Origin of the sequence: Streptomyces javensis (genome assembly GCF_039525925.1) — a bacterium.
Lineage (GTDB): Bacteria > Actinomycetota > Actinomycetes > Streptomycetales > Streptomycetaceae > Streptomyces > Streptomyces asiaticus.
The window spans coordinates 100257-121200 of record NZ_BAAAIF010000001.1 but is presented as its reverse complement, the minus strand read 5'-3'; the positions used below and the strand labels follow the sequence as shown (position 1 = coordinate 121200).

Sequence of the window (20944 nt, the reverse complement as noted above, 5' to 3'; positions counted from 1 at the left end):
GCCGTCCCACGAACGTGAGGCCCGATGCCGACGATCTCCCGTGCCCCGGACACCGGGGTCTGGCTGCTGACCACGCCCCGTACCTCGTACGCCCTGCGCATCGACGAGACGGGCGCGCCCTGCCACCTCGCCTGGGGGCCGCGGCTGACGCCGCGGGAGGCGGAGCAGCTGGTCGTGCCCGCCGGGGAGGCGGCGAGCAGCTTCGAGGGACGGCCCGCGGTGGGCGAGGAACTGCCGGTCGACGGCGGCACGCGCTACGGCGTGCCCTCCCTCCAGGTCCGCTACGCGGACGGCTCACGCGGCTTCGAGTGGCAGCCGACCGGGCATCGCGTCCTCACACCCTCCGACGGCGTCGGCGAACTCCGGCTGGAGTTCCGCGACCGCCTCTATCCGCTGCATGTCGCGCTCCACTACCGGGTGCGGGACGACACGGATGTCATCGAGCGCTGGACGGTGCTGCGCAACGAGGGTGCGCAGCGGGTCAGCCTGCCGCGCGCCGACTCGGCGGCCTGGTCACTGCCACCGCTGGCCGACTACCGGCTCAGCCATGTCACCGGCCAGTGGTCCGCGGAGAGTCAGCTGCGCCGCGAGCGGCTGCCGCACGGGGAGACCGTGCTGACCAGCCGGCGTGGCATCACCAGCCATCACGCGAGTCCCTGGGTGATGGTGGACGAGGGCGACGCCGGCGAGGAGCACGGCCGGGTGTTCGGCGCCGCCCTTGCCTGGAGCGGGAGTTGGCGCATCACCGCACAGCGCACACCGGACGGACGCGCCGGTTTCACCGGTGGCGTCGGCCACGAGGGCACCTGCGTGCCGCTCGCCCCGGGCGAGGAATTCGCCACCCCGGTGTTCGCCGGGCTGTTCACGGACGGCGGGTTCGGCGCGGCGAGCCGGGCCTGGCACGCGTACACCCTGCGCCACGTCCTGCCGCACGGGCGCGAGGTGGCGCCCGTGCTCTACAACTCCTGGGAGGCCACCGGGTTCGATGTGGACGAGGCGAACCAGAAGGCGCTGGCCGAGCGGGCCGCCGCCCTGGGCGTGGAGCTGTACGTGGTCGACGACGGCTGGTTCGGGGCCCGGCGCGACGACCACGCGGGGCTCGGCGACTGGGCCCCGGCCCGGGAGCGGTTCCCGCACGGCCTCGGCCCGCTGGCCGACACGGTGCACCGCCTGGGCATGCGCTTCGGCATCTGGGTGGAGCCGGAGATGGTCAACCCCGACAGCGACCTCTACCGCGAGCACCCGGACTGGGTCCTGCACACCCCCGGCCGGGCCCGCAGCGAGCTTCGCAACCAACTCGTCCTGAACTTCGCCCGCGACGACGTGGCCGAATGGGCTCACGGCTGGCTGACCCGGCTGGTCGCGGACCATGGCGTCGACTTCCTCAAGTGGGACATGAACCGCGCGTTCAGCGAGGCCGGGTGGCCCGGCACCTTGGACGGCCACGACCGGTTGTGGACGCGCTATGTGGCCAATCTGTACGGCGTCCTCGACCGGCTGCGGGCCGACCACGCCGGGCTGCGGATCGAGGCGTGCAGTGGCGGTGGCGGACGCGTGGATCTGGGCATCCTCACCCGTACGGACCAGGCGTGGGTTTCGGACAACACCGACGCCGTCGACCGTCTGGTCATCCAGCACGGCTTCGGTCAGCTCCTCCCGGCCCGCGCGATGTCCGCGTGGGTGACCGACGTACCCAATCAACTCACCGCCCGCACCGTGCCGTTGAGGTTCCGCTTCCATGTGGCGATGTGCGGGCTGCTGGGCATCGGCGGGGACCTCGCCCGCTGGTCCGAGGAGGAACTCACCGAGGGCGCCGACCTGGTGGCCGAGTACAAACGGGTGCGCCACCTCGTCCAGCACGGCGTCCTGTACCGGCTCTCCGGACCGCACGGCGAGCCGCCGACCGTGGTGCAGTACGCCGCCGAGGACGGCGGCGAGTCCCTGGTGCTGGCCTGGCAGCGCGGCCCGCGCCACGGGGTCCCTCGGCTGCCGGTACGGCTGCGCGGGCTCACCCCCGGCGCCCGCTACCGCGACACCCGCACCGGCGAGGTGCACCACGCCACCGTGCTGGCCGAGTACGGCTACCGCCCGTACCTCCCGTCCGGTGACTGGGCCAGCACGGCCGTACACCTGGTCAGGGTGGGGCAGGACGAGACGTAGCAGCGCCACCGCCGCGATAGGCGGCGGTGGCGATTTCGACGAACGAGCGGACCAGGGGATTCGTGTCGCCCTCGTGCCATGCCACCACCACGCGGCTCGGCTCCATGTCGATCAGCGGCACCACGGTGAGCCCCTCCGGCGGCTCGTGGTCCACGAGCGTCATGCCGACCGTGCCGTTCCACAGCACGGCTTGGCGGCATTCCTGGACGGCACGCACCACCGGGCCCTCCCGAGGCTCCCCACCGTTCCAGTACGACTGCCAGACGGGGTCGGTGCCCTCCGGGAACAGGAACCAGCGGCGGTCCGCCAGGTCGGCCAGTTTCAGGCTGTCCCGGCGGGACAGCGGATCGTCGGCCCGCAGCAGCGCGCCCACCGGGTCGGCGCCCAGCCCGTGCACGGTCAGGCCGGTCTCGTCGAACGGCCCGCGGGTCAGGGCGATGTCCACCAGCCCGGCGTGCAGCCCGCAGGTGGGATCGGTCAGGTCGGTCTCGCGGATGTGGACCTCGACGTCCGGGTGGCGCCGGGAGTAGGCGCCGGCCAGCCGGGCGGCATCCGGGTCGGTGCTGTCCCCCAGGATGCCCACGGTGAGCGCCGCGGTACCGGCCGCCGCGGCCACGCGTACGCGTACCCGGTCGGCGTGGCCGAGCAGGGCGCGCGCCTCATCGAGCAGCACGGCCCCCACCGGAGTGAGCGTGACACCGGCGGACGACCGGTGGAACAGCGCGGCGCCCAGCTCGGTCTCCAGCTGCTTGATCGCCCGGCTCAGCGGCGGCTGGCTCATGTGCAGCCGGACGGCGGCCCGGCCGAAGTGGAGTTCCTCGGCGACCGCCACGAAATAGCGCAGCGTGCGTAGCTCCATGGTGCAACGATACCCACCCGGTATCGAGGGCGCGGAAGAAGTCTTGGACGGTCGTGGCGCCCCGGCGGTGGAATCGCGGTGTGACTGAAGAACCGAAAACCAGTGTCCATGGCCGCTGCGCCACGGAGTCCGCGCCCGGCCGCGCCCGGAAGGCGGGACGGGACTCATGAAGGTGGCGTATGGGATCGTCGCCGGTCTGCTCGCCCTCTTCTACCTCTACGGGGGCGGGGTGAAGGTGATCCGGAGCCGCGACCAGCTTCGGCCGATGATGGCCTGGGTGGACACCACACCGATGGCGGCCGTCAGGGCCATCGGCGTGATCGAGGTGCTCGGCGCGATCGGGCTGGTCCTCCCCCCGCTGACCGGCGTCGCGCCCTGGCTGGCCCTGGCCGCGGCCATCGGGTTCGTGATCCTCCAGATCGGCGCGACCAGGGTGCACCTGCGCCGCGGAGACCGCCAGGTGGCCCTCAACATCACGCTCTTCCTCGCCGCCGCCGTGACCATCTGGCCGGCGACGACATGGCTGTGACCGCGGGCAGGCCACGCGGCGGCCCACCCGGCCAAAAGGTGACAAAATAATCCCAGGAGGTTGATCCACGCCGGGCAGGAGGGCTGGTGGACCTGGACGCCGTCGCCGATGAGCTGTACACCCTGCCACCTGCGGACTTCACGGCCACCCGGGACGAGCGCGCCAAGGACGCCCGTACCGCGGGCGACCGGAAGCTGGCCGAGCGGATCCGCCGCCTGCGCCGCCCCACCAAGGCGGCGTGGGCCAGCAATCTGCTGGTGCGGCGGCAGCCGGACGAAGCCGAGCAGGTCCTTCGGCTCGGAGAAGCCCTGCGCCAAGCACACCAGGACCTGGACGGCGGGCAACTGCGGAAACTGTCCACACAGCAGCGCCAGGTCATCGCGGCGCTCGCCCGCCAGGCGAGGGATCTGACCGCCCAGGCCGGGCAACCGATCGGCGAGGGCGCCCAGCGCGAGGTGGAGGAGACGCTGCGCGCCGTGCTGGCCGACCCGGACGCGGGTCAGGAATGGCTGCGGGGGCGGCTGGCCAAGCCGCTCACGGCACCGACCGGATTCGCGCTCGTGGCCGACGCCGCCCGGTCCGCGCCACCCGCCTCGGGCCGTGGCGGGCGGGCCTCCGGCGGCCGGGTGGCCGATCTGGACGCCGCTCGTTCGCGGCGCCGCGAACGAGAGGAGCGGGAGCGCCGCCGCGAACGAGAGGCGCAGGAACGGCGCCGCGAACGAGAGGAGCAAGAGCGGCACCGTGAGCGAGAGGAGCAAGAGCGGCGCCGCGCACAACAGGAGAAGCGCCGCGAGCAGCGGGAGCGGCAGGCCCGCGCACATCAGGAGGCCGAGGACGCCGAGCACCAGTTGCGCGCCCGCGAGGCGGAGCTCAGCGCGGCCGAGGATCAGCAAGTCCGTGCCGACCAGCGAAAACACCAGGCGCAGCAGCGTCTGGCGGACCTGAGGAAGCAGCTGAAGGAGGCCGAGGGCGAGCAGCGGGAGGCCTATGACGCCGCCCGGGAGGCCCGCACACGGGCCCGGAAGGCGGACCGGGCGGTCCATGAGGCGAGGCGGCGGGCCACCGACGCGGCAGCACGGGCGGAGGGACTCGCCGACCAGGCAGAACCGCCGAGTGTGTGAGGAAAAGCCAAGACAGGAAACCCGACCACATGTGTTCGCGCCGGACGGCCCAGGCCGGCCGATGGCCGAACAAAGCACCATGCGAGGGAGGCAGCGATGATGAGCGACGACAGGGCGGACGACGTCTATCAGCCGATCGGCACCAACGAGGAGCAGGAGGACGCGGCCCCCCTGGACGCCCAGGACTCCCTGGACGAGCGCGACTACGACGAGATGCTCGACGAGGGCTACTCGCCGCCGGAGAAGCCTCTGGGTGTCACCAAACACGGCACGACGGCGGCCGAACAGCGCGAGCGCGAGACGCTCGACGAGCGGCTGGCCGAGGAGACCCCCGACGTCGAGGCCCCGGCGGGCGACGAGGTGGGGGATGTGCGGGAGGGCGAGGGCGAACCGATCGACCCGGAGGCGGGAACGGACCGCACGGGCCGACTCGTCGCCCCCGACGAGGGAGCGCACACCGACACCACCAAGGAAGCCATCGCCAGGGACGAAGGCATCGACGCGGGCGCCGCCGGCGCCGAGGAAGCCGCCGTGCACACCGTCCCGGATGAACAACTCGAAGAGGAAGACGACACGGAACCGGACCGTTGATCCTGCCGGGCGACACTTACGCGCCCTGGGGGGCGGCCCGGTCCCGTTCGGTCAGGAGGACATGAAGTCGCGCACCGGCAGTGCTCGGTCCACGACGCGGACGTCGCCGATCCAGCCGTGCATGATCTGGTCGATCTTCCCGCCGTACTCATAGCCGCCCAGCAGCCAGGGCAGCCCGAGGGTGGTGAGGCCGTTGGCCGGGGTCGAGGGGTTGCGCGCCACCGGGCAGCCGTTCACATACATCGTGGTGTGTCGTCCGTCGTTCACCACGGCCGCGTGCCACCAGGTGTTCAGCGGCAGCTCATGGCTCCAGTTGGTGACCGCGCCGTCCTGGTTCAGCGGATAGACGGCCCACTGGAGCCCATGGCCGTCGGACAGCGAGAGGGTGACCACCGGCTCCTCCATGTCCCCGCCCGTCTTCCCGGCTTGGCCGCTGGGGCCGCGTCGGCCGAGCAGTCCCGACCAGGCGTTGCGGCCACCGTCCCAGTCGGCGGGCAGCTTGAGGAACGCCTCGACGGTGTAGCCGGAGCGGAAGGTGGCGCCGTTCAGCGGAGCGCCGTCGGCCGTGCGCAGACAGGCGCCGCGCAGGGGGGACTTGTCGCCGTGGAAGGAGAGGCTGCCGTGTCCCGGCTGATCCGGGTGGTGTTCATCGGACCAGGTGAGGGCGTCGGCCGGGCTGCCGGGGACGGCGACCTTGGTGAGGTGGTTGCCGCGCCCGGAGTGGTCGGTGACGCGGACGGAGTCCTCGACGGGCGCGCCGTCCCGGCCGCCCTGGTCGAAGCGCCAGTAGGCCACCGTACCGGGGATCACCAGCCGGGAGGCGGGCCGGGCCGGGCGCGGTGCGGTGGGGGCGAATCCGGCGAAGCGCTCCTCGAAGTCGATCGGGACGCTGAAGTAGTCCTGGGAGCTGGTGCGTTCGATCTCGCCGCGCTCCAGCTCGTTCAGGTGGTCATCGGCGCGGTCCAGGATCCACGGGGAGAGCGTCCGTACGTCGACGGTGTGGCGGGCCAGGTCGAACCGGTAGAGGCGGATCATCCCGGCGCCGCCGTAGTAGCGGTTCTGGTAGTTGGTGATGTGCAGATGGACATCGTGGCCCACCTTGTTCTTGCGGACCGTACGGGCCGGCGGCCAGTAGTGGCCGTTGAGGGTGAGGAATATCTGGTCGTGGTCGGCGATCAGCTCGTCCCACAGCCACTGCCCGTGGTCGGAGAACCGCGCCTCCTCGCCCTCGTGGTCCGCGTACACCAGCTCGTGTGTGGTGAGGATGACCGGAGTTCGGGGGTGGCCCGCGATGACCTCCCGGGCCCAGGCGATGCCCTTCGCGGACGGGCGCCAGTCCAGGGCGAGCACCAGCCACTCCCGGCCCGCGGCGCGGAAGGCGTGGTACGTGTTGTAGCCGTCCGGGCTGGCGCCGCGGAACGAGGGCGAGGAGCGGTACCGCCGGGGTCCGAAGGTGTCCAGGTAGGGGGTGCGGCCCCGCTGGTCGTCGGTGGACGAGTCGAGGTCGTGGTTTCCGGCCACCACGCTGTAGGCGCCGCCCCGCTCGTCCAGGAGCCGGAAGGCCCGGTCGATCGGCCCGAGTTCGGAGATCTGCCCGTGCTCGGTGAGGTCGCCGAGGTGGGACAGGAAGACGATGTTCTCCTCGCGTGCGTGGCTGAGCAGATAGCGGAAGGACGCCTCCACCGGCGCTGGGTGGATGCTCTCGCCGTCGAAGAGGTACTGGGTGTCCGGCATGACGGCGAGGGTGAATCTGAGGCTGTCGGGGTCGGGGTGCCAGGCGGGGGCGCCCGCGGCGCCGGAGGCCGGTGCGGCCGTGGCGGGCGGCGCCGCCTCCAGCCCGGTCATGGCCACACCCGCGCCGACGAGTCCGGTGGTGCGCAGGAAGGTGCGGCGGCCGGTTCCGGACCGCGGCTCGTTGATCTGACGGGGACTGCACATGGCGCTGCTCCACGCGGTGGGACGGAAGGGATGGAGCGCACGTTATGGAGCCGGGAACTTGGCCACAGGAAGATGTCCGGCAACGGATGGGGAAGACCACATGAATGGCTTCCGCGTGCGGGGGGTGTGGAGGGTCCGCGACCACCGCGCCGCGGACGCGGCTCAGTGGGGCAGATCCTCGGCGGTGAGGGTGTCACGGGTCTCCGGCGCCCAGACCAGGCTGACGGCCGTTCCGAGCAGCAGCACCAGCGCCATCCACCCCATCGACCAGCCCGCGCCGAAGTGGCCCAGGCTGACCGGCAGCACGAAGGTGCCGACGGCGGACGCGACCCTGCTGGTGCCGTTGAGGAAGCCCACCCCGGAGCCGCGCAGCGCGGTGGGGAAGAGCTCCGCCGGATAGACCTGGGTGATGGTGGAGGCACCCGCCATGACGAAGGTGTAGATCAGGAAGGGGACCATCAGCGCCCCGCTTGAGCCGTCGCTGAGCACGGCCATCGCCCCCAGACACAGCGTGAGGATCGCGAAGGTGCCGATGGTGAACGGCCTGCGGCCCAGACGCTGCACCGGCCACAGTCCGATCACCCCGCCCAGCAGCAGGGCCAGGTTGAGCACCAGGTTCTGGGTGTCGGCCCCGGAGATGTTCAGGGTGGCCAGGATCTGCGGCATGAAGGTGTAGATGGCGAAGTAGGGCAGCACCTGGGCGCTGTAGAAGATGACACCGAACCAGGTCTTGGTCGCCTGGCCACGGGCGAAGAGCTCGCGGTAGCGGGCCGCGGGCGGCTGCGCGGCGGCCGCGGCCTCCGCGGCGGCGGCGGTGGCCTCGGACTGCCCCAGGTAGGTGCGGCGGATCCGGGCGGCCTCGGCGGAACGGCCCCGGGCGGCCAGCCAGCTCGGGGATTCGGGGATGCCGATCCGCAGCAGCAGCACCAGCAGGGCGGGCACCGCTCCGCTGGCCAGCAGCCAGTACGCGGTGGTGCCGTTGATCGGTATGTAGGTGCCCAGGATGTTGGCCAGTACGTAGCCGACGGTCCACAGCACGGTGAGCGAGCCCAGCAGGACACCGCGCAGCCGGCCGGGGACGAACTCGGAGAGCAGGGTCGGGCCGACGGCGTAGTCCGCGCCCAGACCGAAGCCGATCGCCAGCCGGAGGAGGAAGAGGACCAGCGGGCTGTGCGCCCAGAACTGGGCGGCGGAGGCGACCGCGATGAGCACGAAGTTGTAGAGGTAGAGCTTCTGGCGTCCGATGACGTCCGCCACCCGCCCCAGCAGGATGCTGCCGAAGAACAGGCCGATCAGGGCGGACGCGCCGAGCAGTCCCTGCCAGACGCCGGACAGACGCATGGTCTCGCCGAGCGCGGGCAGCACCGCGCCGATCACACCGAGGGCGTAGCCGTCGGAGAAGTTCGCCCCGAAGGTGGTGGCGGTCACCCGGATGTGGAACCCGGTGAGTGGCTCGGTCGAGGCGGAGCCCGACCCGGGCGCCGCCTCCCGCTTCCCCGCCCTCCGCGCGTCCGCCGCCTCCGTGTCCACTGCCTCCGCGTCCACTGCCACGCCTTGCCTCCCGACCGAGCGTTCACCGTCTGGACGGCCCAGCATGCATGAATTCATACAGTCAAACAATAGGTTGATTGCAGATTCTCATTCACTAACAGTGGGACTTCGAGGTGGTCCCGTATCCCGCCACACGGGGCTGCGCCGCCACGTACTACCCCAAAACCAATCCGCGGCCGGACTTCCCCGCTCCTGACCCGGATCACCCGCCTGACCAGGCCCGTTGTCCGACACGAGCAGTCCCCGGAGGGCGGGTGGGAGGGCTTCGGGGCCCGGTTCTACGATCGGACACGACCAAGGTACGTGCACGGGCCAGCAGTTGCCCGGCCGACTGTGTCGTGCCACGCGGAAGGGCGGCCGCCTGTGGCGGCGGGGGACCACGAGGATGTGAGACGTGAGTGGACGCCGGACGGCATCAAGTGCCTCGCCGGCCGTGGGGCGGGCGCTGGACGTCCTGCTGCACCTCGCCGGCCGCTCTGGGCCGGTTCGGGCATCGGCGCTGGCCAGAGACCTGGAGATGCCCCGCTCATCGCTGTACCACATCCTCGCGATCCTGGTTGATCGCGGTTTTGTCACCTATGTCCCGGAGGAGCAGGCATACGGTCTGGGCGTGGCGTCCTTCGAAATCGGCTCCGCCTACTCGCGGCACGAGCCCCTGAAGCGACTCGCCCGCCCCATTCTGCGCAATCTGTCGGGCCTGCTCGGCCAGTCGGTGCACCTGGGCATCCTCTACGGCGCCGAGACGGTCTACCTCCTCAAGGAGCAGCCGCCGAGGGGCCATTCCGGATACACCGATGCCACTCCCGTCACCGACGTCGGCGTCCGGCTGCCGGCCCATCTGACGGCCAACGGCCGGGCGATCCTGGCCCACTCCGGCGAGGCGCACCTCCGGGCGGTCTTCCCCCGGCCCGGAGATCTCGTCACCCGCACCGGCAGAGGGCCCCGGTCGCTGGCGGAGCTGCGGAACCTGCTGGCGCGGGACCGTGAGCGCGGCTGGTCGGAGGAGGTCGAGCTGGTCTCCGAGGGGCTCCGCTCGATAGGGGTGCCGGCGTTCGATCACAACGAGCGGCCGATAGCGGCCGTGAGCAGCACATGGCGGCGCCACTACCACCGGCATGAAGCGGATCATGTGCGGCACATCCTGCAACAGGGCGCGGCACGGCTGACGGCGGCGGTGTCCGGCCACGCACCCCACGCGCCCCACGCCCACGGGACGAACGGCGCACAGTGAGCGGCCGTCGCAGACGCCCTCGCCACATGGCGGAAAGATGAAGGCCCACTGACCAAGGCGTTCACGGAACGGGCTTCTCGGATCCGAGAAACCTTGGACCGCCTGGCTGGCTCCTGGCGTATGTGCCACGTGTCATGGGCACGGAACCCCATTGATCGTCCACGTACCACGGCCTCCCACGGGCCGGCACTCCCCCACAGCTCCACTCCCCCACACAGCTCCACTCCCCCCCACAGATGAAGGATCCAGCACCGATCATGACCGCGAACCCTCCCGACGCAACGAGGCCCGTCGCACCCCAGGAGACCGACGCCACCCTGCACTTCACGGGCCCGGCCACCTTCGGCCGCGTCCCCCGCCTGGACCAGGTCGACACCGCGGACATCGCGGTGGTCGGGGTGCCGTTCGACGCCGGTGTCTCCTACCGGCCCGGGGCCCGCTTCGGGGCGAACGCCGTCCGGGAGGCGTCGCGCCAGCTGCGTCCCTACAACCCGGCCATGGACGTGTATCCGTTTCACTACGCCCAGGTCGCCGACGCCGGTGACATCACGGCCAACCCGCACAACATCGACAAGGCCGTCGAGAGCATCGAGGCGGGCGCGGACGCTCTGCTGTCCACGGGCGCGCAGCTGATGACCCTGGGCGGCGACCACACCATCGCGCTCCCGCTCCTGCGCTCCGTGGCCCGCCGCCACGGACCGGTGGCACTGCTGCACTTCGACGCGCACCTGGACACCTGGGACTCCCACTTCGGCGCCCAGTACACCCATGGGACTCCGTTCCGCCGCGCGGCCGAGGAGGGCCTCCTCGACACCTCCGCGCTCTCCCACGTCGGCACCCGCGGCTCGCTGTACAGCAAGGAAGACCTGGACGAGGACACCAAGCTGGGCTTCGGGATCGTCACCGCGGCCGATGTGATGCGACGCGGGGTGGACGAGGTGGTGCAGCAGCTCAAGGAGCGCATCGGCAAACGGCCGCTGTACATCTCCGTGGACATCGACGTCCTGGATCCCGCACACGCCCCCGGCACCGGCACCCCCGAGGCGGGCGGCCTCACCTCGCGGGAACTGCTGGAGATCGTGCGCGGGCTCGCCGATTGCTATCTGGTCTCCGCCGACCTGGTCGAGGTCGCCCCGGCGTACGACCACGCCGAGATCACCTCCGTGGCCGCCTCGCACACCGCGTATGAGCTGATCACGCTCATGTCCCGGCAGATCGCCTTCTTCCGCTGGGTGGAGGAGAACAAGCCGTCGTAAGCCCGCTCGCCCGCGTCGCGCTTCATCCGGTGACCGGATTGGCGCTTCCTGTCGCGATCTGTGGGATACAGGGCGCTATCGTCATGGCAGCGGTCCGGCCGCCGCGCGAGGCTGTGGACAGTGCCCCAGGGGGCGTGCTGCTACGGACACGGAGAGCGGATTCATGACGACTGACCTTGATATGGCGGCGGGTGTGAAGGTGCCGGCGACGACGCTGGCGCGCGAGGCGACGGAGCTGATCCGTGACACGACGAGCGAGCTGATCTATCACCACTCACGTCGGGTGTACTTCTTCGGCGGTCTGCGGGGCCGCGAGCGCGATCTGAGCTTCGACCCGGAGCTGCTGTACCTGGGGGCGATGTTCCACGACGTGGGGCTGAACGAGGCGTTCCATGCCAGCGGCCACCGTTTCGAGGTGGACAGCGCGAACGAGGCGAAGCGGTTCCTTCAGGCCCATGGCGTCCCCGAGGACAGCGTCCGCCGGGTCTGGACGGCGATCGCCCTGCACACCACTCCCGGAATCCCCGAGTTCATGGAACCGGAAGTGGCTCTGGTGACGGCCGGTGTCGAGTACGACGTGCTCGGCATCGGCTATGGGGACCTCTCCGCCGAGGAGCGGGAGGCGGTGGTGGCGCTGCATCCGCGCCCCGACTTCAAGAACAGGATCCTGCGGGCGTTCACCGACGGTATCCGTTCCAAGCCGGAGACGACGTTCGGCAATGTCAAGGCGGATGTCCTGGAGCACTTCGTACCCGGTTTCGAGCGGGGGGACTTCGTCCGGACGATCCTGGATTCCCCGTGGACGGAATAGCCCGGCGGGCCTCGGGACCCTCACGGGCATCACGGGCATCCGGTGGCGGACGCACCGTCGTGATCGTCGCGTTCGACGGCGTGCAGCTGCTGGACGTCACCGGTCCGGTGGAGGTCTTCACCACGGCCAATCACTACGGTGCCGACTACGACGTACGGGTGGTCTCCCTCGCCGGTGGCGCCGTGGCCACCTCGTCCGGGCTGGTGATCAGCGCGGATGGCGCGCCCGGCGCGCTGCCGCGGCGCCTGGGCACCCTGCTGGTCCCCGGCAGAAGGGACTGGCGCTCGGCGGTGGCCGACACCGACCTGGTCGCGCTGGTGGCCAGCCTGTCAACGCGGGCCAAGCGCGTGGCGTCCGTGTGCGCGGGGGCCTTCGTACTGGCCGAGGCCGGCATCCTGGACGGCCGCCGCGCCGCCACGCACTGGGAACTGGCGTCACAACTGGCCGCCGCCTATCCGCGGGTGCGGGTGGACGGCCATCCCGTCTTCGTCCGGGACGGCCACGTGGCCACATCGGCCGGTATCACCGCGGGGATCGATCTCTCGCTGTCGCTGGTCGAGGAGGACTGGGGCGCGGACGTGGCACGCGATGTGGCCCGGCAGCTGGTGGTCTTCATGGCCCGCCCGGGAGGGCAGGCGCAGTTCAGCGCGCGGCTGGCGCCGCGTGGACCCCGGCATCCGGCGGTGCGCCGGGTGATGGACCGCGTCACCGCGGACCCCGCCGGGAGCCACACGCTCGCCACGCTTGCCGACTCGGGCGGTGTGAGCGTCCGTCACCTGGAGCGGCTGTTCCGCACCGAGGTCGGCATGGCTCCCGGACGTTACGTCGAATCCGTGCGCGTCGAGGCCGCCCAGACCCTGCTCGCCGATGGCACCGGCACGGTCGAGGAGGTGGCGCGGCAGGCCGGGTTCGGCTCCTCGGAGTCGCTGCGCCGGGTCTTTCAGCACACCCTCGGGGTCTCCCCGACGGTCTACCGCGCCCGCTTCCGCAGCACCCTCGGCGACCGGACGCGCTGACGGACGGTCGGCCGACGGGGGCGCCGGGGGCGACGGGGCCCACCGGGACACAGGAGCCACAGGAGCCGCCCAGGCCGAAAGTAAAGGGCCCTCACCGACGGGGGAGCGGCGAGGGCCTACGTTCAGTCTGACACGAATCAGCGCGGAAGAATCCGTTCCGAGCGACAAACATTGCATATATCTGCCATCCGACTCCCCACCGGCGCGGTCCGCCGCAGCGGCCGGTGCCCCTCCGGCACCACCCCGCCGTAGCGCCTCCCGAGGCGGAGGGGCCACCTCCCCCCGGTTCGCGCGGGGCGCCCACGTCCTGGTCCCCGGGTGATGTGGTGGTCTTCGACAACCGCATCACCCAGCACTACGCGCCCGACGACTACGGCGATCTGCCGCGTCTGCTGCACCGGGTGACCGTGGCGGGCGATGCCCCGGTCGGGGTGGACGGCGAGCGCAGCCATGTCCTCGAAGGGGACGAGGCCGGCCACTACACCCCGGCCGCCGCCTGAGGACCACCGTCCTCCGCACCATGAAGGGGCCCGCCCGGTGTGCGCGATCCGCACACCGGGCGGGCCCGGCGGGTGCCGCTACGCCCCTTCGCGGGCCGTGCGCGCCGCACGGGCCAGGTCCAGGTCGGTGGTCTCCGGCGCCAGGAACTGTGACACGACGGCGCCGACCACCAGCACTCCGGCGCCGACCAGGAGCACGAACTCCGCTCCGAAGTGGTCGAGCCCCATCGGCAGCAGGAACGTACCGATCGCGGCACCCACCCGGCTCATGGCCGTGGCGAAGCCGACGCCCGTGGTGCGCAGGGACGTGGGGAACACCTCCAGCGGATAGACCGCGGTGAGCGCGGAGGAGGCGGCGTTGAGGAAGATGAAGAACAGGAAGCCGACGACGATGACGGGGGTGGAGGACGGCCACACCGCCACCAGGGCCAGACACCCGGCCGTGATCCAGAACGGCGGGATCAGCAGCTTGCGGCGGCCGATCCGCTCCACGACCAGGCACCCCGCGGTGACACCGGCCACGGCGGTGAAGGAGTAGACGAGCAGCGCCGCCACCGCGTTGTCCCCCATGTGCAGAGCCTCGAAGACATCCGTCCAGAAGGTGCCGATGGCGAAGTACGGCAGCACGAGGGCGGCCCAGAAGACGCTGGCGAACACCGTGGAGCGGATGTGCTGCCGGCTGAAGAGCGCGCGGAACCCGTCCCGCCGCACCTCGTCGCGCTCGTCGAGTTCCGCGGCGACATCCACCTCGATGCCGTACTTCTCGATCAGCGCCTCCGCCTCGTCCCGGCGGCCCTGGCTCAGCAGCCAGCGCGCGGACTCCGGGATGCCACCGCGCAGGGTCACACACACCAGCGCGATCACCGCACTGCTCGCCAGGGACCAGCGCCAGCCGCCGTCGACGGAGGTGAACAGCGCCCCCACGACCGTGGCCAGCGCGTACCCCAGGTACCAGCTGATCTCCAGGCTCGCCAGCAGCCGCCCGCGGCCACGTCGGCCCGCGTACTCCGACAGCAGCGGCGCGCCGATCGCGTACTCGCCGCCGATCGCCACACCCATCACCAGCCGGATGAGGAAGAGCTGTGTGCCGTCCCCGACGAAGAACTGGAGCACCGAGCCGACCAGGAAGATCAGCATGTCGATGAGGAACACCGGCCGGCGTCCGAACCGGTCGGCCAGCCGGCCGAAGAGCGGCCCTCCGACGAAGATGCCGATCAGCGGTGCGGCGCCGACCAGCCCCTGTTCCACGGAGGTCAGATGGAGGTCGTCGGTGATCGCCCCCATCGCCAGGCCGATGCCGCCGATGATGTAGCCGTCGATCCCCTGGCCGATCTGGGTGGCCAGCTTCAGCTTGGTGTGCAGCCGCTTCCGTTCGCGTTCGGTGGCGGGTGCGCCCGGCGGTGTGCTGGGCTCGTTGTGCTCGGTCACAGGCGTCGTTGCCATGTGCGGGTCCTTACCTAGAGGGGGAGTCAGCCGGTCGGCCAGTCGAGGGCGATGTACTGCGTTTCCAGGAACGCCTCGATGCCCTCGCGGCCGCCCTCCCGGCCCAGACCCGACTGCTTGACGCCGCCGAAGGGCGCTGCCGGGTCGGAGAGCAGGCCACGGTTGAGGCCGACCATGCCGCTCTCCAGACGTTCGGAGACGCGCAGGGCCCGGGCCACGTCGCGGGAGTAGATGTACGAGGCGAGACCGTGCACCGTCGCGTTGGCGCGGGCCACCAGCTCGTCCTCGTCGGCGAAGGTGGCGAGGGGCGCGACCGGCCCGAAGACCTCCTCGTTCATGATCCGGGCGTCCTCGGGGACGTCCACCAGGACGGTCGCCGGATAGTAGCAGCCGGGGCCCTCGGGTACGCCGCCCCGCGCGGCGACCCTCGCGCCACGCCCGACCGCGTCGTCGACCAGGGAGCGGATGGACTCCACGGCGGTCCGGTTGATCATCGGGCCGAGGGTGACGTCCTCCTCCAGTCCCGCCCCGGCGCGTACCGCGATCATGGCCGCCGCGAACTTCCCGGTGAACTCGGCGGCGACCGACTGATGGACGTAGAACCGGTTGGCGGCGATGCAGACCTCGCCGCCGCCCCGCATCTTGGCGTCCATCGCACCGCGCACCGCGGCGTCGACGTCGGCGTCCTCAAGGACGATGAAGGGGGCGTTGCCGCCCAGTTCCATGGTCACGTTGACGACGTTCGCCGCCGCCTGCTCCAGGAGCTTCCGGCCGGTGGCGGTGGAGCCGGTGAAGGAGAACTTGCGGACCCGCTCGTCACGGAGCCAGACCGAGACCACCTCGGGTGCGCGGTCGGTGGGCAGCACGTTCAGCAGCCCGTCGGGCAGGCCCGCCTCGCTCAGCAGGGCGGCGATCGCGAGGGCGGTGAACGGGGTGTCCGGGGCCGGTTTGAGGAGCACCGGGCAGCCGGCGGCGAGCGCCGGGGCGATCTTCCGGGTGGCCATCGCGGCCGGGAAGTTCCAGGGGGTGACGAAGGCGGTGACGCCCACCGGGTGCCTGCGTACGACGTGGCGGAAGCCGCCACCGGGCGCGTCGCCGAACGAGGAGCCGATCCGCACCGCCTCCTCGGCGAACCAGCGGAAGAACTCCGCCGCGTAACCGACCTCGGCCACCGCGTCCCGGTACGCCTTGCCGTTTTCCAGGACGATCAGGCGGGCGAGGGTGTCGGTGTGCTCGCGCATCAGGGCGAAGGCGGTGTGCAGCACCTCCGAGCGACGGCGGGACGGCGTCGCCCGCCATCCGGCGGCGGCTTCCTGGGCCGCGTCGACCGCCGCCACGGCGTCGCCCGGGCCCGCCGCGGACACCTCGCGGATCAGTTCCGCGGTGGCCGGGTCATGCACGGGAAACGTCCGTCCGTCCTCGGCCGCGCACCAGCGGCCGGCGATGAACACATCGCCTTCGGCGAACGGCGCCTTGACGAGGGTTTCTATGCCGGGGAGGTTCATGAGCTGCTCTTTTCTCCGTTCCGAACGGGGGCTGGTCCGGTTCGCGGTGAATTTACGAGCGCGTCATACGGCCGACAAGGCTGCTTCTCGGATCGCAATGGTGGTTGCTGTCAGGGCAACTCACCGCACACGACGGGGAGGAGGACGGGCGGGCGGCCAACCGGTTCGGACGTCCTCAGGTGAGCCGGGCCCGGGGGAACGGGGTGTGCCGCGGCTCCCAGCCCAGCAGCGCGGAGACGCGTGCCGCCGCCTTGGCGGTGGTGCGGCCCGCCTGGTCCAGGCGGTCGCCGAGCCGGGACTTGGGCGCCGAGATGTTGATCGCCGCCACGACCCGTCCCCGGAAGTCGCGCACCGGCGCCGAGACCCCGACCAGACCGGCCTCGAACTCCTCGCTGACCCTCGCGTAGCCCTGGCGTGACGCCTCCTGGATCAGCGCCCACAGCTCGGGAATCGGCGGCGTGGAGGTGGTGCCGAAGCGGACGTACAGCTCATCGGGTGTGGCATCGGCCAGCAGCACACGCCCGGCCGAGGTCTGCCACGCGGGCACTCCGCGCCCCTCCCAGCCGTGGACGCGGAAGGAGTGTCCGGAGACCGAGAGCAGGGTGAGCACCTCGCGGTCGCTCAGGACGCACAGATGGCTGGTCTCCTCCACGTCCGCCGACAGCGCGTGCATCACCGGCTCCGCCATGCGCACCAGCCGGTTCTGCGAGGTCCGCGCGACCAGCGAGAAGAGCCGCCAGCCCAGCCGGTACTCCAGGGTGTCGGGGTCCCGCTCCACGATGCCCGAGGCGGCCAGGGCCTTGAGGGCCCGCGAGACCTGGGTCTTCTCCCGGCCCACCAGCTGCGCCAGGCGTACGACGCCGAGTCCGCCGGCGTTCTGGGCCTCGTCGGAGGCGAGCGCCTCCAGCAGGTCGATGTCACGGCGCAGCCCGTGGCCGCGCGGGGCGGTGGTGTCTCCGGCGCCGGAGGAGTCGGGGCGGGGGCCCGCGCCATGCGGATCGGCGGGGTCCAGGGGGCCATCGGTGCCGCGAGGGGGGAGGTTCGTCACGCGCGCCATCCTAAGCGCGCACCCCCTGGGAACCCCCAGGTCAGCCGCCGGGTTGTCGGGAGAGCAACCGGCATTTCGATTCGAGCGGGTGCCTTGCGAGGGGGTGGCGGCGGTTCTAGATTCGCCGCATCGGACCGGATGAACTGCGGTGAATGCGAGGTTCATCCCGTCGGTCCGCCGATTCCCCGCTCCCGGAGATCCAGGAGATCCCATGCCATCGCCTTTTGCCCCGACCGCCCTGATCGGCGAGTCCTTCGTAGGGGAGGGTGCCAACGCCGCGCACACGAACGTCGTGATCGGACGCAAGGGCGGACCCGTCGAGACGGCCTGGGCCACGGCGCTGGCCACGCCCAGCGCCGGACACGTCCCGTTCCTGACGATCGTGCGGCCCTCCGTCCCGGTGAAGCCGCTGACGCTGTTCGTGACGAAGGCCGCCGCCGACGGTGAGCTGCACCAGCGCGCCACGTGGGGCTCCGCCCAGGCCGGTCTGGCGCAGGGCGTCACGGACGCGGTCCGGGACGGGCTGCTGCCCGCCGAAGAGGCCGACGACCTGCTGATCATCGCCGCGATCTGGGTGAACCCGGCGGTCGACGACCTGGATGTGTCCTTCCGCAACCAGCGCTCCGCCGCGTACGGCGCGGTGCGGGCCGCGGTGAACGCCACCCCGACCGTGGCCGATGTCCTCGCGATCGCCGAGGAAGGCCCGGCCAACCCGTTCTACGTCCCCACCTCCGAGGCGCTCGCCCGATGAAGATCACGGATATCACCCTGGACCGGCTGCGGCTGGAGCTGGACCCGCCGTTCCGGGCCGCCTGGGACCCCGAGCCGAGGCGCCACTTCGACGCCACGATCGTCCGCGTCCACACCGACGAGGGGATCACCGGCATCGGCTCCGGTGACCTGATGGACGGCTTCGACACCTACAAGCACCTGTTCGTCGGCGAGGACCCGCTCGACATCACCCGGCATGTCAAGGCCATCGAGACCGCGAACTTCCACGGCGCCCACTACTGGCCGCTGGAGGCGGCGCTGTGGGACATCATCGGCAAGGTCCACGGCCGCCCGGTGGCGGAGCTGTTCGGGAACGCGGCCAAGAAGCTGCCCGCCTACGCCTCCTGTGGCGAGCTGAAATCGCCCGAGGAGCGCGTGGCCACCGCGCTGAAGGTCCGCGCGGCGGGCTTCCGCGCGATGAAGATCCGCATCGACCGCAACCAGGTGGACGAGGGCGTCGCCGCGGTCCGCGCGGTGCGCGAGGAGCTGGGCGCGGACTTCGAGATCATGGTGGATCTGAACCAGTCGTGGCGCATGGCGGGCGACACCGCGGGCGCCACCGACCTGGCCCGGACCCGCAAGACCATCGCACGGCTGGCCGAACTCGATGTGTTCTGGGTCGAGGAGCCGCTGCCCTACTGCGACGTGGCGGGCTTCAAGCGCCTGCGGGCCGAGAACCCCGGGGTGCGGATCGCCGCGGGCGAGATGCACCACTCCCCCACCGAGCTGCTGCGCTACCTCGAAGAGGACGCCCTCGACATCTACCAGATGGACGTGGTGCTCGCGATCGGCATGCACCGCGCCCGCACGCTGGCGGAACTGGCACAGCTCAAGCACCGCCACTTCACCCCGCACAGCTGGACCAACGGCATCGGGGTGCTCGCCAATCTGCATGTGGCGGCGGGAGTCGGCGGCGGGCCGTACTTCGAGTTCCCCTACGACCCGCCCGGGTGGACCCCCGAGCGCCGTGACTTCATGCTCGCCGACCCGGTGCGGGTGGGCGGCGACGGCGACCTCGAGGTGCCCGCGCGGCCGGGCCTCGGCATCGAGCTGGACGAAGACGCGATCGACCGGTGGAGGATCACATGACGCACGGCATCGACGCCCTGCTCTCCCGTACCCACGACCAGTGGCTGGCCGCGGCCGACCAACTGACCTTCGAGACAAGGCCGTTCATCGACGGCCATTTCACCGACGCGCTCTCCGGCGACACCTTCACCAGCCACTCGCCGCGCGACGGTTCGGTGCTCGCCAAGGTGCAGGCGGCCGGGGCCGAGGACGTGGACCGTGCCGTACGCGGCGCGCGCGCCGCCTTCGAGGACGGACGCTGGCGTGACCTCCCGCCCAAGGAGCGCAAGCGCGTCCTGCTGCGCTGGGCCGACCTGATCCGCGGACACGCGGCGGAGCTGGCCCTCCTCGACACCCTGGAGATGGGCAAGCCCATCACCGAGTCGGTGCGGATCGACGTGGACAAGGCCGCCGAGACCATCGCCTGGTACGCCGAGGCCATCGACAAGACCTACGACGAGGTGGCGCCGACACCTGGGGACGCGCTCGCCCTGATCACCCGGGAGCCCCTGGGCGTCGTCGGCGCGGTCATCCCGTGGAACTACGCCCTGCTCATCGCCAGTTGGAAGCTGGGCCCGGCCCTGGCCACCGGCAACAGCGTGGTGCTCAAGCCCGCGGAGCAGACGTCGCTGGCCGCCCTGCGGCTGGCCGCTCTCGCCTCCGAGGCGGGTCTGCCGGACGGGGTGTTCAACGTCGTCCCCGGGCGTGGCGAGGTCGCCGGACAGGCGCTGGGCCGCCACCCCGAGGTCGACAAGATCGCCTTCACCGGCTCGGTGGAGGTGGCCCGGCTCTTCCAGGTGTACGCGGGCGAGTCCAACGGCAAGCAGGTGGCCGTCGAGGCGGGTGGCAAATCGCCCCAGCTCGTGCTGGCGGACGCCGATATCGAGGCCGCCGCGTCGGCCGTGGCCTGGGGCATCTTCTACAACGCCGGGCAGACCTGCAACGCCGGTTCCCGGGTCGTGGTCCACGCCTCCGTCAAGGACCGGCTGCTGGACGCCGTGCGCCGGATCACCACGGACACCTTCCGGATGGGCGACCCGCTCGACCCGGCCACCGTCATGGGCCCCCTGGTCGACGAGCACCAGCTGGCCTCGGTCCTCGGCCATATCGAGCGTGGCGTGGCGGACGGGGCGAACGTGGTGTTCGGTGGTGGCCGCGCCCTCACCGAGTCGGGCGGCAGCTTTGTCGAACCGACCGTGCTGGACGGGGTGGTGAACACCTCCGCCGTCGCCCAGCGGGAGATCTTCGGCCCGGTCCTGGCCGTCGTGTCCTACGACGGCGACACCGACGAGGGGATCCGGCTGGCCAACGAGACCGACTACGGGCTCGTCGCCTCCGTATGGACCCGTGACGTGGCCGTCGCCCACCGCGCCGCCAAGCGGCTGCGGGCCGGGACGGTCTGGATCAACACCTTCGACGCCAGCGATGTCATCACCCCGTTCGGCGGCTTCAAGGCCACCGGCGCGGGCCGTGACAAGTCCCTGCACGCCTTGGACGCGTACACCGCGCTGAAGACCACCTGGGTCAACCTGGCCTGAACCGGGCC

17 protein-coding genes and 1 pseudogene are annotated in these 20944 nt (G+C 71.4%); 12 read left to right on the top strand and 6 right to left on the bottom strand.

Translation table 11 applies throughout. From position 1 onward, the window contains the following. Window positions 1-24: 24 nt before the first annotated feature. Window positions 25-2160: an alpha-galactosidase gene (locus tag ABD329_RS00455; protein WP_198276390.1), complete on the top strand. Its 2136-nt coding sequence runs from the start codon at window positions 25-27 to the stop codon at window positions 2158-2160. Here the strand turns inward: ABD329_RS00455 and ABD329_RS00450 are convergent. After that, complete coding sequence (locus ABD329_RS00450) at window positions 2135-3019, bottom strand: LysR family transcriptional regulator (protein WP_198276389.1); 885 nt, start codon at window positions 3017-3019, stop codon at window positions 2135-2137. The two genes, ABD329_RS00455 and ABD329_RS00450, sit on opposite strands and share 26 nt — an antisense overlap. 166 nt (window positions 3020-3185) lie before the next feature. On the opposite strand from ABD329_RS00450, the gene ABD329_RS00445 reads away from it, so the two are divergent. From ABD329_RS00445 to ABD329_RS00435, 3 genes are all read left to right on the top strand, one after another. Then, window positions 3186-3548: a DoxX family protein gene (locus ABD329_RS00445; RefSeq protein ID WP_198276388.1), complete on the top strand. Its 363-nt coding sequence runs from the start codon at window positions 3186-3188 to the stop codon at window positions 3546-3548. A gap of 86 nt (window positions 3549-3634) precedes the next feature. Next, entirely contained in the window at window positions 3635-4669 is a 1035-nt protein-coding gene (locus ABD329_RS00440) for a hypothetical protein (RefSeq protein ID WP_198276387.1), read from the top strand. 96 nt (window positions 4670-4765) lie between these two features. Further along, on the top strand, window positions 4766-5260 hold the full coding sequence (locus ABD329_RS00435) for a DUF5709 domain-containing protein (RefSeq protein ID WP_198276386.1): 495 nt from the start codon (window positions 4766-4768) through the stop codon (window positions 5258-5260). Window positions 5261-5311: 51 nt separating this feature from the next. Here ABD329_RS00435 and ABD329_RS00430 read toward each other — a convergent pair whose 3' ends face one another. Beyond that, window positions 5312-7198, bottom strand: coding sequence for a LamG-like jellyroll fold domain-containing protein (locus ABD329_RS00430; protein WP_198276385.1), 1887 nt, complete (start codon window positions 7196-7198; stop codon window positions 5312-5314). 162 nt (window positions 7199-7360) lie between these two features. Then, window positions 7361-8749 (bottom strand): MFS transporter, encoded by a 1389-nt coding sequence (locus ABD329_RS00425; RefSeq protein WP_309142673.1) that lies wholly within the window; start codon window positions 8747-8749, stop codon window positions 7361-7363. Window positions 8750-9143: 394 nt separating this feature from the next. Here ABD329_RS00425 and ABD329_RS00420 point away from each other — a divergent pair, with 394 nt between their 5' ends. The 5 genes and pseudogenes from ABD329_RS00420 to ABD329_RS00400 form a co-directional block, all read left to right on the top strand. Continuing rightward, window positions 9144-9980, top strand: a complete 837-nt coding sequence (locus ABD329_RS00420; protein WP_198275043.1) for an IclR family transcriptional regulator — start codon at window positions 9144-9146, stop codon at window positions 9978-9980. 257 nt (window positions 9981-10237) lie between these two features. After that, complete coding sequence (speB, locus tag ABD329_RS00415; protein WP_246618121.1) at window positions 10238-11236, top strand: agmatinase; 999 nt, start codon at window positions 10238-10240, stop codon at window positions 11234-11236. A 163-nt stretch (window positions 11237-11399) separates the two neighbouring features. Then, on the top strand, window positions 11400-12047 hold the full coding sequence (locus ABD329_RS00410; RefSeq protein ID WP_198275042.1) for an HD domain-containing protein: 648 nt from the start codon (window positions 11400-11402) through the stop codon (window positions 12045-12047). Between the two features lie 59 nt (window positions 12048-12106). Beyond that, window positions 12107-13063: a GlxA family transcriptional regulator gene (locus ABD329_RS00405; protein ID WP_198275041.1), complete on the top strand. Its 957-nt coding sequence runs from the start codon at window positions 12107-12109 to the stop codon at window positions 13061-13063. Window positions 13064-13371: 308 nt separating this feature from the next. Continuing rightward, window positions 13372-13563: pseudogene (locus ABD329_RS00400) on the top strand (TauD/TfdA dioxygenase family protein); the annotation flags it as partial. A 78-nt stretch (window positions 13564-13641) separates the two neighbouring features. Here the strand turns inward: ABD329_RS00400 and ABD329_RS00395 are convergent. The 3 genes from ABD329_RS00395 to ABD329_RS00385 form a co-directional block, all read right to left on the bottom strand. Continuing rightward, window positions 13642-15006, bottom strand: a complete 1365-nt coding sequence (locus ABD329_RS00395) for an MFS transporter (RefSeq protein ID WP_198275040.1) — start codon at window positions 15004-15006, stop codon at window positions 13642-13644. Between the two features lie 26 nt (window positions 15007-15032). Next, window positions 15033-16511, bottom strand: a complete 1479-nt coding sequence (locus ABD329_RS00390) for an NAD-dependent succinate-semialdehyde dehydrogenase (RefSeq protein ID WP_198275039.1) — start codon at window positions 16509-16511, stop codon at window positions 15033-15035. Between the two features lie 175 nt (window positions 16512-16686). After that, entirely contained in the window at window positions 16687-17568 is an 882-nt protein-coding gene (locus tag ABD329_RS00385) for an IclR family transcriptional regulator (protein WP_214664488.1), read from the bottom strand. A gap of 202 nt (window positions 17569-17770) precedes the next feature. Here ABD329_RS00385 and fae point away from each other — a divergent pair, with 202 nt between their 5' ends. From fae to ABD329_RS00370, 3 genes are read left to right on the top strand one after another with little or no spacing between them, the layout of a single operon-like run. After that, window positions 17771-18310, top strand: a complete 540-nt coding sequence (gene fae, locus ABD329_RS00380; RefSeq protein WP_198275037.1) for a formaldehyde-activating enzyme — start codon at window positions 17771-17773, stop codon at window positions 18308-18310. Further along, window positions 18307-19419, top strand: a complete 1113-nt coding sequence (locus tag ABD329_RS00375; RefSeq protein ID WP_198275036.1) for a mandelate racemase/muconate lactonizing enzyme family protein — start codon at window positions 18307-18309, stop codon at window positions 19417-19419. The genes fae and ABD329_RS00375 overlap by 4 nt, the downstream gene beginning before the upstream one ends. Then, entirely contained in the window at window positions 19416-20936 is a 1521-nt protein-coding gene (locus ABD329_RS00370; protein WP_198275035.1) for an aldehyde dehydrogenase, read from the top strand. The genes ABD329_RS00375 and ABD329_RS00370 overlap by 4 nt, the downstream gene beginning before the upstream one ends. The last annotated feature ends 8 nt before the right edge of the window (window positions 20937-20944 follow it).

Excerpts from the sequence above, each read along its gene's own strand:
- ABD329_RS00455 (WP_198276390.1), top strand. The coding sequence starts at position 25 with ATGCCGACGATCTCCCGTGCCCCGGACACCGGGGTCTGGCTGCTGACC.
- ABD329_RS00450 (WP_198276389.1), bottom strand. The coding sequence starts at position 3,019 with ATGGAGCTACGCACGCTGCGCTATTTCGTGGCGGTCGCCGAGGAACTC.
- ABD329_RS00445 (WP_198276388.1), top strand. The coding sequence starts at position 3,186 with ATGAAGGTGGCGTATGGGATCGTCGCCGGTCTGCTCGCCCTCTTCTAC.
- ABD329_RS00435 (WP_198276386.1), top strand. The coding sequence starts at position 4,766 with ATGATGAGCGACGACAGGGCGGACGACGTCTATCAGCCGATCGGCACC.
- ABD329_RS00430 (WP_198276385.1), bottom strand. The coding sequence starts at position 7,198 with ATGTGCAGTCCCCGTCAGATCAACGAGCCGCGGTCCGGAACCGGCCGC.
- speB (WP_246618121.1), top strand. The coding sequence starts at position 10,238 with ATGACCGCGAACCCTCCCGACGCAACGAGGCCCGTCGCACCCCAGGAG.
- ABD329_RS00410 (WP_198275042.1), top strand. The coding sequence starts at position 11,400 with ATGACGACTGACCTTGATATGGCGGCGGGTGTGAAGGTGCCGGCGACG.
- ABD329_RS00395 (WP_198275040.1), bottom strand. The coding sequence starts at position 15,006 with ATGGCAACGACGCCTGTGACCGAGCACAACGAGCCCAGCACACCGCCG.
- ABD329_RS00390 (WP_198275039.1), bottom strand. The coding sequence starts at position 16,511 with ATGAACCTCCCCGGCATAGAAACCCTCGTCAAGGCGCCGTTCGCCGAA.
- ABD329_RS00385 (WP_214664488.1), bottom strand. The coding sequence starts at position 17,568 with ATGGCGCGCGTGACGAACCTCCCCCCTCGCGGCACCGATGGCCCCCTG.
- fae (WP_198275037.1), top strand. The coding sequence starts at position 17,771 with ATGCCATCGCCTTTTGCCCCGACCGCCCTGATCGGCGAGTCCTTCGTA.
- ABD329_RS00375 (WP_198275036.1), top strand. The coding sequence starts at position 18,307 with ATGAAGATCACGGATATCACCCTGGACCGGCTGCGGCTGGAGCTGGAC.
- ABD329_RS00370 (WP_198275035.1), top strand. The coding sequence starts at position 19,416 with ATGACGCACGGCATCGACGCCCTGCTCTCCCGTACCCACGACCAGTGG.